Below are 10,476 nucleotides of genomic sequence, written 5' to 3' on the forward strand. Positions count from 1 at the left end.
GCCGTGAATCACAAGCCTCTCACGCTGCCAACAATTTTATGGGTCCGGACCCTAATACCAACGGCGTCAGAGTTTAACCGCTGCCCATTGTCTGGTGGCGATCGATCGGATGCGGCCCGGCTCGGCGAGGAGATCGTTCCAGGCGTCACAGCAGGCGCCGATGATGGCTCGATAATCGTCGAAGACGCAATTTGAAAGTTTGTTCTGGCGGAGGAACTACCAGACGTTTTCGACCGGGTTGAGCTCGGGGGAGTAGGGCGGTAGCTTCAGCAGGCTGATGTTGCCGGGAACACGGAGCCGGCCGCCAGTCTTGTGCCAGCCGGCCCCGTCGAGCGCGACCACGGCGTGGTGCCCGGGCCCGACGTTTCTACCGATTTCGGCGAGATGCAGGGTCATGGTCTCGGCATCGGCCTTGGGCAGCACGAGAGCAGCGCCGCAGTCGCGGGCTGGACAGACCGCCCCGAACAAATAGGCCCAATCGTAGCGCTGATCGCGCGGTGCACGCGGCCGCGTGCCCCGTGCGGCCCAGACGTGGGTCAGCGTGCCCTGCTGGCCGACGCGAGCTTCGTCCTGGCACCAGAGCTCGATCGGCTTGCCGCGTGCTCGGGCCGGGATGCAGGCGGCGACCAGGTCCGCGAAGTCATTTTATGCGCCTCCTGGGCCGCGACGTCTTGCTCGGGACAGCGCGGTCGCACCGACATCCGCTGGAACCCGAGCCGCCGCAGCAGGTCGCCCACCGAGCGCTCGGCGAGCGTGACGCCGTAGCGCTGTTCGATCAGACGCGACAGGTCGATCCGACGCCAACGCACCACGCCGTGGACAGCTGGATCGGGGCCTTGTCGAACCAGCTCCGCCACCTACCGCATCTGCGACGGTGACAGCCGGGGTGCCGCGCCGGGCGCCTTCCGGTCGACCAGCCCCGGCCAACCCGATGATGTTGTACCGATGCACCCAGTCCCGCAGCGTCTGCCGGTCCATCCCGCACGACGAAGCCGCTTCGCTCCGCGACTTTCCGTCCATCACAAAGGCCAGCGCCAGCATCCGCCTCGCCGCATTGGCATCGTGGCTGCGCGCCGCCGCCTGCCGCAGTTCCTGCGCCGTATAGTCGGTCCGCGTGATCGTGATCCCAGGCATTCTGCCTCCCGCGAATCAAAGAGGCTCCACAGAATCAAGCCAAGACCCCCTCGCAAACCCCGAGTCACCCTCTCTCGCCGTTAGTATAAGCGTCGATCCGCAGTCGCGCAGCCATCGCCGCCGGGTCAGCGCTGGCCTACGATCGTGCAGAATTCGATCGACTGGCCGTCGCGAAAAGTCTGCTTGTGAAGATTGGTGGTCATGGTCTGAAAGCCGAGGATCTTGAGGATTTCGACGATCGTGGCGGTCGGCAGGAACCACCAGGATTCGATCGGCTCTAGCCGGTCCGCGCGTGGCAGGAATTGTAAATAGAGCTGCCCAGACTGGGGCTGGATCTGCTCCTGGTTCCAAAAGAAGAACGGCTTGGTGAGTTCGGTGACGACGATGCGATCACGGGCGAGCGACGCCGCGCGATGCAGCGCCAGGAACGGATCGCGCACATGCAGCAGCATGTTCTTGACGGTGACGATGTCGAAATCGCCGAGGCTATCGTTCAGATCGTAGACCGAGCCGTACGCCATTTTGGCGTTCGACTGGTACTTCTGATGCGACAGCCACCATGAATTGTTGATCCGCCGCAGATGCTGCTTGCGCTGCTCGATCACGGCGTCAACTTCGGCCTTCTTGTAGGGTACGATGTCCCATTCGTGCTTGTCGTCGAGATCGTAGGCGACGACCTCGGCGCCCTGCTTCTCCATCCAGAAGCACAGATGTCCGCTCGCCGAGCCGATTTCCAGCACGCGCTTGCCGCGCAGATCGATCCCGCCGACGTAGGCGGCTTCGCGACCGCGGATGTCCCATTCGCCGGAAATCAGGCCGAGCTCCGGCAGCTCGACGGTGTGGTAGAAGTAGCAGTCGTTCAGATTCACATTGCGCGGCTGTGCATAGTCCATAAGACTCTTCCCAGGGCAGAGCAGAGACTGCAACCTCTCCGCGATTATAAAGCGGGCGGACTATAGAGGACAGCACGCCTCCGTCAAACCGCATACGATCCGACGACGATGCAAACGACCTGCAAGTCGGACGGCACTCTGCACGGCGAAGTATCAGGAGAACCGGGGCGAGCGTCGGTCGATCGAGGTCGCGGGATGGCTCCGCGCCTCACACCCCCACCCGCTCCTTCACCTTTGAGACCGGTGCGATCGTGGGCGGCGCGGCATTCAGTGTCTCGATCGCAAACCCGGCCGCCGCCTTGTAGTCGGCCATTAACGCGGCGCGCCCCTCCGGTGGGTGCGCGCTGGCGCTGTCATCTGGCGATCAGCCGGCGGTAGTCGCGGCGCTAGCGCGCAAACGCCCGCCCTCATCGGGAACTGGCGGGGCTCTTCGTTCAAAGCCGTCGTCGGCGCGCTTCCAGGCCGCGCGATCCGGCACATCGAGGCGCTTCTGGAGCGCGCCTCCGGCGGCCGGCATGTTTCAGACAGTCGTCTTTGTCGCCGAGCTCTTTCGGTCAAGCTCGATCTCGATTCCGTTCGATCGCCTCGAACAGCACCTCCTGACCCACCCAATATCCACAACGGCCCTCGGATCCGCTGCCCGGAACGGCAATGGTGCGAAGCAGCCCCATGTAGGCGCAGTTGTGGACGAAGTGCTTGTCGTAACGGACCTTCTCCCAGATGTCGCCGAGCGAGAACTCGAACGGGACGGTGGTGGGAAGGCCGAGGGATCCGAGGACGCGGTAATGGGCATCGACCGTTTCCTCGTCGGTGACGCCGAGGATGCGCCCCACTTCGGCAGAAACGCACATGCCGATGGCGATCGCCTCGCCGTGATAGATGCGGCCACCGGACAGATGCTCGACCGCGTGTCCGATCACATGACCATACTGCTTGAGCGTCTCCTCGCGGTCGGCATGGAGATCGGGATTCATCGTCTCGATCTTCAACTGCACCGTCCGAAGCACGATCTCGGTGAGGAAATCGAGGTCGCTCAGATGATTGTGGTGGGCCATGATGAAGTCGAGAAACTGGCTGTCCTGGCAAAAGGCGTGCTTGATCGCCTCGGCCAAGCCGCAGCGGATCAGGCGCAGGTTGAGGGTGCGCAGGGCCACCGGATCGACCAGGACCTTCGAGGCGGGGTAATAGCTCCCGACGAGATTCTTTCCGTGGCTGTAGTTGAGCGCCTGCTTGAAATCGATTGATGCATCGACCTGCGCCAGCAGGCTCGTCGGCAAGTGGATGAGACCGATCCCGCGGTACAGCGTCGACGCGAGAAACCCGGCGAGATTGTTGACCAGTCCTCCGCCGAGACTGAACACCACCGAGTACTTGTCGATGCCGTAGTCCAGCGCCGTCTTGACCAGGCCGGTATACACCTCGAAGCTCTTCGACGACTCCTCGGCCGGGACGACGATGGTGCGGACCAGCCGGCCGCTGCGCTCGATGCTCTCCAGGGCCGGACGCAGATAGAGCTTCTCGATGTTCTTGTCGGTGATCAGAAGATGCTTCGATTCCTTGCGGACATTGTCGAGGATGCCGAGTCGATCGAGGTTCCACAAGCCGTCGCGGGCGACGACGACCTCCGTCTTCATCTCGCCCTCGGCGCGAAAGCTCGAGGTCAAGGCGACGGTCGGCGATATGGAATGGTCACTTTTCATGGCTGCCCGACACTCGCAAACAATCGTGAAGCGGTCGCGTTTCGTCCGATCAATCCACAACGCTCACCGCAGGCGAACCCTCGCGGCAACGGGCGCTTTGGCGAGCACGCGTCCGAGGGGCTCGAGGCATTCCGGCAGCAGATTGCGTCGATTGATGCGGCCACTGCGGGGCAGCGAGAAGTCGGGCGAGAGCGCCCGCGACACCGCGCCGGCGATGGCGGTCTCCGATCGCGGGTCCACGGCGATGACCTCGTCGCCAAACTGCTCCTGGGTCCAGGGGCCGTCCGACAGGACCATGTTGCGACCGGCGATATAGGCCTCCAAGGCCGACATTCCGGCCGGCTCGAGAGGAACCTCCAGATAGAGGTCGCAGTTCTGGAAGGCGGAGCGCAGAACCTCCGACTTGGCCTGCAGATAGGGAATGAACTTGAAATGGTCCGGAGCGCTGCTCCGGCATGCCTCGTAGTAGCGCCGGTCCCGATAGTCTCCCACGAAAACGACGGGGATGTCCAAATCCGACAGGGCATGAATCGCAGTGAGCTGGTTCTTCCGCGGCTCGATGATTCCGACCCACAACACGTAGCGATCGAGCTCGTACAGGGATTTGAACAGAGTCCGCTCGACCGGCTCCGAATAGCAGCGGTCGACCCCCCACGGGCACAACACCTCCTTGCCCTCGGGAACAGTGACGTATTGACGAACATTATTGAGTTCTGATGTCGACTTGAAAATGATTTGATCAGCCAAGCGGAAATACTCTTCAGCATTTTGCCGCTCTGCGTCGTTCGGGGCGTCCGGCCACCAGACGTTCGGCACCAGGACGATTCGCTTGGCGTTGGACTTGATCGTTCGGAACAGCGACAGCCCCGACTGGACAATCGAGAAGTGGAGCACGGTATCGTAGAACTGAAGCGGCTGTGACGTCGGTCCGTAAAGATCGACGCGGAAACCCAGAAGTTTAAGACAAGAAGAAATTTCGACTAGCTCGAGTTCCCCGCCGCCACGAAAAAGGAAAGCTTCTGGATAAGTGGTCAAGAGGATACGCGGATCGCTCATCGTTTAATCCTCGTCGCTTTGACCGCACCGAGCCATTGCCAGCCGAGGGGTTATACACTAAAATGGTGCGCTTCCAGACTGGCGAGGTCTGCGCTATTTCTTTCCTCTACCTCGTCTCGGATCAGCAAGCAACGACAGAATGCCGCAGTATCGAGATACGCTTCACGTCATCGCCCGTGACATTCAGCGAAACGACGCTGTCGGCAATTTCTGCATGCAGATTGCCGATCACTTCGCGAAGCTCGGGAATCCGGTCAGTGTCGCCGCGGAGAATTTCGGCTCTCGGGCGACAGACGGCATTTTCCCGATTTCCGCGGCCCTCGACAAAATCAAGTCGAACGATACAATTTTATTTCATTACTCGACCGAAGATCCTTGGTTCGAGCGTATTGCAGCATTGTCGAATCCGAAAATATTGTATTTCCATAACATCACGCCGCCTGAATATTTTCGGGGAGTCGACCCGCGGACCGAGGGGCTGGTGGCCGCGGGCCTTGCACAACGGTGGCACGCCGGCCGGTTCGACGTTCTGATGGCGAATTCGACCGTGAGCGCCCGTGTCCTGTGGGAGGGACTGTCCGGCCCGGACCAGGATCGCATCGCTGCGTCGGCGGTGCTGTGTTGCCCGCCGATCATCGACATGGACCGCTGGCGGTCAGCGGAGGATGAGTTGGTCGAGCGGCCGCCCGCCGTGCGTTATCTTCTGTCGGTCGGCCGGCTTGTGCCCCACAAATCCGTCATCGACGTCATCGAGGGATTCGCCCTTGCGGCCGCCGATGATCCGGACCTCGGACTGGCGATTGTCGGCGGGCCTGCCGAAGGACCGTATTTTGCGCAGCTCGCGGGGCGGGCAGCGGCGCTGGACGACGATGTCGGACGCCGAATCCGTTTCTACAGCGGAATTTCCGACGGAGCGTTGCGCCATCTGTTCAGCGCGGCCGCCGGGTTCGTTTCGATGAGCCGGCATGAAGGCTTCTGTGTTCCGCTCGCCGATGCGCTCGCATTCGACCTGCCGGTGATCATCCGGCGCGAGCCCGGGATGATGGAAACGGCCGGTCCGGCCGCCCTCGCGGTGGAGAGTGCCGCCGATCTCGCCGCGGCGATCGCGGCCCTGCGGGACGGGCCGACCAGGGAGGCGCTGGCACGCGCCCGGACCCGGCAGGTCGCGGCACTGCGGGAGGCTGCGAGCGGGCGGCTTCTCGAGCAGGCGGTCGCGCTGGCACGCGGGCGGATCAGCGCCGGTTTGCGGCGCGGTTAGCCCGCGCCATCGCAGCCAAGCCCGCCGGCGTGTCGACCAGCGGACGCCAGCCCGCGGCGCGGAGCTTGCCCGGGTCCACCATGAGCTCGCGGCCGATGCGGTCCCACAGCGCGAACCGTCCGGCGATCCGCAGCACCGTCTCGAACACGACCGGCGGAACCGGCAGGAGCGGCGCCCGCGAGCCGGCCGCCTCGCGCAGGGCGCCGACCATGTCGGCGACCGTGATCGGCTCCGGATCGGCGACCACATAGGTCTCGCCCCGGGTCGCCGGGGCCGCCAGGCAGAACAGGATGGCGCCGATCAGATTGTCGAGGGCGAGCAGCGACCGGCGGTTGGCGAAGGCACCGAAGGGCAGCGGCCACGGCGACGCGGCGAGCCGCATCAGCGCCGCCATGTTGGCCTTCACGCCGGGGCCGTACACCAGCGTCGGACGCAGGATCGTGAACGGCCCCCCGGCGGCCCGGACCTCCGCCTCGGCCGCCAGCTTGGCGCGGTCATAGGGCGTGGCCGGGCGCGGCGGGTCCGCCTCGGTCAGGACGCCGTCGGCTGCCGAGCCGGTCTGGGCGCCGATCGAGGAGACGAACACCAGCGGTGTCCCGGGGCGGGCGCAGGCGTGGGCGAGATCGCCGGTGGCGGCCCGGATGACCCGGTCGTAGCCGGCGTCGTCGACGCCGCTGCGATGCGCGATCCCGGCCAGGTGGACGACCGCATCGACGCATTCGATCAGCGGGGCCCAATCGACCGGCCCGGCGAGGTCGGGCAGCCGGACTGCCTCGACCGCGGGGTCGATCGCAAGCGCGGCGGGGCTGCGGGCCGCAGCCCGGACGCGGTGGCCGGCCGCGAGCGCCGCCGGCACGAGGGCGCGGCCGACGAACCCCGAGGCTCCGGTGATCAGGATCTTCATCCGATCCCTCTTGCGTTGTCGTGGGCCGGCCGTGGCCTCGCGAACCCGACCAGCAACACGCCGACGACGACAGCACCGCCGCACAGGGCAGCGACGCTGACGGCCTGGCTCTCCGCCATGGCCGAGGTCACGGCGAGCCCCGCCAGCACCATGTTCACGAGAGCAACCCGTGCGATCACCTGGCCGACACTCAGGCCGTTCGTCGTCGCACGCTGATAGAAATGACTGCGATGCGCCTCCCAGACGCGTTCGCGTCGCCTGAGCCGGAGCAGCAGCGTCAGGGTTGCATCGGCCAGATAGTACAGTGGCAGCAGTAGGGCCGCTGCGAGGTGACCGGAGCCGGCCAGCCCGATCAGCAGCCAGCCGGTGACGAGGCCGATCGGCAGGCTGCCGACATCCCCTAGAAACAGCTTTGCCCGCGGCCGGTTGAACGGGGCGAAGCCCAGCATGGCGCCGAGGAGCGCCAGGGCGGCCAGCCCGCCGAGCGGGGGAACGGCGCCCAGTGCCGACAGAAGGCCGAGGGCGGCCGTGACGGGGACGATCTCGGCGACCGACATCCAGTCGATCCCGTCCATGAAGTTGACCAGGTTGACGAACCACAAGAGCCCGAGCCCCAGCCCGACACGCTCGATCCAGCCCGGCAGCAGCGGCAGGACACGAAGGTCGCACGGCAGCGCAGCGATCACGAGGCCGACCGCGAGGGCCTGCAGGGCGAGGCGGGGCGCTGGCGGGATCGGCCGGATGTCGTCGATCATGCCGACCGCGGCGAGGCCGGTGGTGCCGAGCAGGATCGCGAGCAGTTGCAGGTCATGCCAGGGGACGACACCCGTCCAGCCCACGGCGCCGGCAAGAGTTGCCAGCGTGGCCGCCACCACGGCGATGCCGCCGCCTTGCGGGGTCGGGATCGTGTGCGACGAGCGGGCATTGGGGCGCGCCAAAGCGTAGCGCCGGAGCAGGGGAAACAGCAGCACGATCAGCGTCGCCGTGACCGCCACCGCGCCCAGCACGATCGCGATGCCGACCACGCTCGGGACCGTCCAGGACTGCACGTCTCCCCCCCCTACGACTCCCGCTCGTGGGTCGTTTCACACGGCCGTTTTGCACGAAACGCGGCGTCCGGGCGACTCGCTGCCCCCTTGAAATCCACATAGCCGCACCGCCAGTGGCCGCAAGGTCCTGCTTCTTACCCCGGATCGAACGGCGGATCGAGAAAAAGGCCGTCGAAGTCCGGTTGCGACCGACGACAGGGCCCTGACCACGGAAAAAATTGAATGTAGATCGTCGAGTTCGTCAGTCGTCTCGGTGGATTGCGTCGCTGACTACTGTGGAATCATAGTCAATCGTTCCGACAACGGCGCTGTTTCGTCCGCTCTGCTGAATAATTTCTTTGATGTGACGGGCTCGAGCCATTCTTTGCGAACCGCGGATTCGGTTGAGTTCGCGGGAGGGTTGATCTATCTCTTGGGCAAAGGGCCGGTCGGACCGAGGGTACGGAAAAAGGCGGATGAGTTTCGGACGCCGGTTCAATTGGCGGCGCTACTTCGTCATCGCGCACGACGTGGTGGCGACCACGGTGGCGTTGCTGCTGAGCCTGTATGTGCGCTTCGAAGAGCAGGGCATCGACGATCGCCTGAGCATGCTGGCGGTCGTTTTGCCGCCGTTTTTCATCTACGCGTCCGGCGTGTTCTGGTTTTTCGACCTGTACCGGTCGAAGTGGCGCTTCGCGTCCCTGCCCGATCTCGCGAGCATCGTGCGCGCCTCGGCCGTGCTGGCCCTGTCGCTGCTCGTGCTCGACTACGTTCTGGTCGCCTCGTATTTTTTCGGTTCCTTCTTCTTCGGCAAGATCACCATTGCCTTGTACTTCGTGCTGCAGGTCTTCCTTCTGGGCGGACCGCGGCTGGCCTATCGATACTTCCGCTTCACCCGGACGCGCCGGCGCGCGCAGATGCAGGGAACGCCGGTCTCGACCCTGATTCTCGGGCGCGCCGCGGACGCCGAGGTGCTGTTGCGGGCGATCGAGAGCGGGGCGGTGCATCAATTGTCGCCGGCCGGCATCCTCTCGCCGTCGCCGGCCGATCAGGGCCAGACGGTCCGCGGAATTGCAGTGCTCGGGCGATTTTCCGACCTCCAGCGGGTGAGCGTCGATCTCACGGCGCGTGGGATCGAGCTGCGGCGGCTGATCCTGACGCCGTCCGCGTTCGAGGCCGGGGCGAGCGTCGAGGGTGCCCTGGCGGCGGCGCGCCGGCTCGGGATCGCCACCAACCGGCTGCCGTCGCTTGAGGACGGCGGCAATCCATTGCGTCTGGCGCCGGTGGCGGTCGAGGACCTGCTGCTGCGCCCGAGCGTGGCGATCGACAATCACCGCCTGGAAAGCTTCGTGCGCGGACGCAGCGTCGTCGTCACCGGCGGCGGTGGATCGATCGGGTCCGAATTGTGCGACCGCATCGCCCGGTTCGGCGCGGCGCGGCTCCTGGTGATCGAGAACTCCGAGCCGGCCATGCATGCCGTCATGGAGTCGCTCGGCGCCAAGGGCAATCCGGTCATCATCGAGGGGCGGATCGCCGACATCCGCGACCGGCCGCGCATCGACAAGCTGTTTTCCGATTTCAAGCCTGACCTCGTGTTTCACGCCGCCGCGCTCAAGCATGTGCCGGTGCTGGAACGCGACTGGGACGAGGGCGTCAAGACCAACGTGTTCGGCTCCGTCAACGTCGCCGAGGCGGCCGTGCGGGCCGGCGCCCGCGGCATGGTGATGATCTCGACCGACAAGGCGATCGAGCCGGTGTCCGTGCTCGGTGCGACCAAGCGGTTCGCCGAGATGTACTGCCAGGCGCTCGACGCCGGGTTCGCGCGGCGCGCCGGCCCGGCGAGCGCAGAGCCGATGCGGCTGATCGCCGTGCGGTTCGGCAATGTGCTGGCGTCGAACGGATCCGTGATCCCCAAGTTCAAGGCGCAGATCGAGGCGGGTGGCCCGCTGACCGTGACGCATCCCGACATGGTGCGCTACTTCATGACGATCCGTGAGGCCTGCGACCTGGTACTGACGGCCGCCAGCCATGCCCACGGTCCGGACAACTCCGACGTGTCGGTCTACGTGCTCAACATGGGACGGCCGATCAAGATCGTAGATCTCGCCGAGCGTCTGATCCGGTTGAGCGGGCTCGAGCCCGGACGCGACGTGACGATCGAGTTCACCGGCATCCGCCCGGGCGAACGGCTGAACGAGGTTCTCTTCTCGCACGAGGAGCCTTCGGCCGAGATCGGAATCCCCGGCGTGGTGGCGGCCCGGCCGGTCTTCGTGCCGATCGACGACATGCGGGCCCGCCTCGCCGCGCTCGACCAAGCCCTGAAGCTCGGCGACCGCGAGGCGGTCTTTCAGGTGCTTCGCGACACGGTTCCAGACTTCAAGACTGCGGCGGCGTAGTCTGCCCGATAGAGCGGGATGCCATTAATACCAACGGACCTCATTGTTGACCGTAAGCGTCGTTTTGGCGCCACCTTCTGCGAGGGGTTGTGAGGGTCGATTGTGCC

The 10,476-nt window shown here is 65.2% G+C and carries 10 protein-coding genes and 1 pseudogene; 3 read left to right on the plus strand and 8 right to left on the minus strand.

The annotated features are described in order from the left end of the window. The coding region (locus tag HXX10_RS29050; protein WP_367142045.1) for a hypothetical protein at window positions 1-195 on the plus strand (195 nt) is incomplete at its 5' end. A 21-nt stretch (window positions 196-216) separates the two neighbouring features. Here the strand turns inward: HXX10_RS29050 and HXX10_RS29055 are convergent. The 6 genes and pseudogenes from HXX10_RS29055 to HXX10_RS28620 form a co-directional block, all read right to left on the minus strand. After that, window positions 217-630 (minus strand): IS630 family transposase, encoded by a 414-nt coding sequence (locus tag HXX10_RS29055; protein WP_367142047.1) that lies wholly within the window; start codon window positions 628-630, stop codon window positions 217-219. Then, window positions 537-857, minus strand: a complete 321-nt coding sequence (locus HXX10_RS29060; RefSeq protein ID WP_367142046.1) for a winged helix-turn-helix domain-containing protein — start codon at window positions 855-857, stop codon at window positions 537-539. The genes HXX10_RS29055 and HXX10_RS29060 overlap by 94 nt, the downstream gene beginning before the upstream one ends. Before the next feature lie 46 nt (window positions 858-903). After that, window positions 904-1,134, minus strand: a pseudogene (locus tag HXX10_RS29065) (helix-turn-helix domain-containing protein); the annotation flags it as partial. A gap of 125 nt (window positions 1,135-1,259) precedes the next feature. Next, window positions 1,260-2,060 carry a methyltransferase domain-containing protein gene (locus HXX10_RS28610; protein WP_296526871.1) on the minus strand — a complete coding sequence of 267 codons (801 nt, stop codon included), beginning with the start codon at window positions 2,058-2,060 and terminating at the stop codon, window positions 1,260-1,262. 521 nt (window positions 2,061-2,581) lie between these two features. After that, window positions 2,582-3,661, minus strand: coding sequence for a 2-deoxy-scyllo-inosose synthase (locus HXX10_RS28615; protein WP_296526873.1), 1,080 nt, complete (start codon window positions 3,659-3,661; stop codon window positions 2,582-2,584). Window positions 3,662-3,790: 129 nt separating this feature from the next. Next, window positions 3,791-4,783: a glycosyltransferase gene (locus HXX10_RS28620; protein WP_296526874.1), complete on the minus strand. Its 993-nt coding sequence runs from the start codon at window positions 4,781-4,783 to the stop codon at window positions 3,791-3,793. A 139-nt stretch (window positions 4,784-4,922) separates the two neighbouring features. Here HXX10_RS28620 and HXX10_RS28625 point away from each other — a divergent pair, with 139 nt between their 5' ends. Continuing rightward, complete coding sequence (locus HXX10_RS28625; protein WP_296526876.1) at window positions 4,923-6,041, plus strand: glycosyltransferase; 1,119 nt, start codon at window positions 4,923-4,925, stop codon at window positions 6,039-6,041. On the opposite strand, the gene HXX10_RS28630 is transcribed toward HXX10_RS28625, so the two are convergent. Together HXX10_RS28630 and HXX10_RS28635 are read right to left on the minus strand one after the other, a co-directional pair. After that, entirely contained in the window at window positions 6,016-6,945 is a 930-nt protein-coding gene (locus tag HXX10_RS28630; protein WP_296526878.1) for an NAD-dependent epimerase/dehydratase family protein, read from the minus strand. The two genes, HXX10_RS28625 and HXX10_RS28630, sit on opposite strands and share 26 nt — an antisense overlap. After that, the gene (locus HXX10_RS28635) at window positions 6,942-7,994 is read right to left on the minus strand and encodes a glycosyl transferase (protein ID WP_296526880.1); all 1,053 of its coding nucleotides are present in this window, start codon (window positions 7,992-7,994) and stop codon (window positions 6,942-6,944) included. The genes HXX10_RS28630 and HXX10_RS28635 overlap by 4 nt, the downstream gene beginning before the upstream one ends. A 455-nt stretch (window positions 7,995-8,449) precedes the next feature. Between HXX10_RS28635 and HXX10_RS28640 the strand changes: the two genes are divergently transcribed. Next, the gene (locus HXX10_RS28640; protein ID WP_296526881.1) at window positions 8,450-10,369 is read left to right on the plus strand and encodes a nucleoside-diphosphate sugar epimerase/dehydratase; all 1,920 of its coding nucleotides are present in this window, start codon (window positions 8,450-8,452) and stop codon (window positions 10,367-10,369) included. Window positions 10,370-10,476 lie beyond the last annotated feature (107 nt).

Source organism: Rhodoplanes sp. (assembly GCF_013377085.1).
In the GTDB taxonomy this organism is placed as follows: domain Bacteria; phylum Pseudomonadota; class Alphaproteobacteria; order Rhizobiales; family Xanthobacteraceae; genus Rhodoplanes.

Coding starts and splice junctions, on each gene's coding strand:
- HXX10_RS28615 (WP_296526873.1), bottom strand. CDS start 3,661: ATGAAGACGGAGGTCGTCGTCGCCCGCGACGGCTTGTGGAACCTCGAT.
- HXX10_RS28620 (WP_296526874.1), bottom strand. CDS start 4,783: ATGAGCGATCCGCGTATCCTCTTGACCACTTATCCAGAAGCTTTCCTT.
- HXX10_RS28625 (WP_296526876.1), top strand. CDS start 4,923: ATGCCGCAGTATCGAGATACGCTTCACGTCATCGCCCGTGACATTCAG.
- HXX10_RS28630 (WP_296526878.1), bottom strand. CDS start 6,945: ATGAAGATCCTGATCACCGGAGCCTCGGGGTTCGTCGGCCGCGCCCTC.
- HXX10_RS28640 (WP_296526881.1), top strand. CDS start 8,450: ATGAGTTTCGGACGCCGGTTCAATTGGCGGCGCTACTTCGTCATCGCG.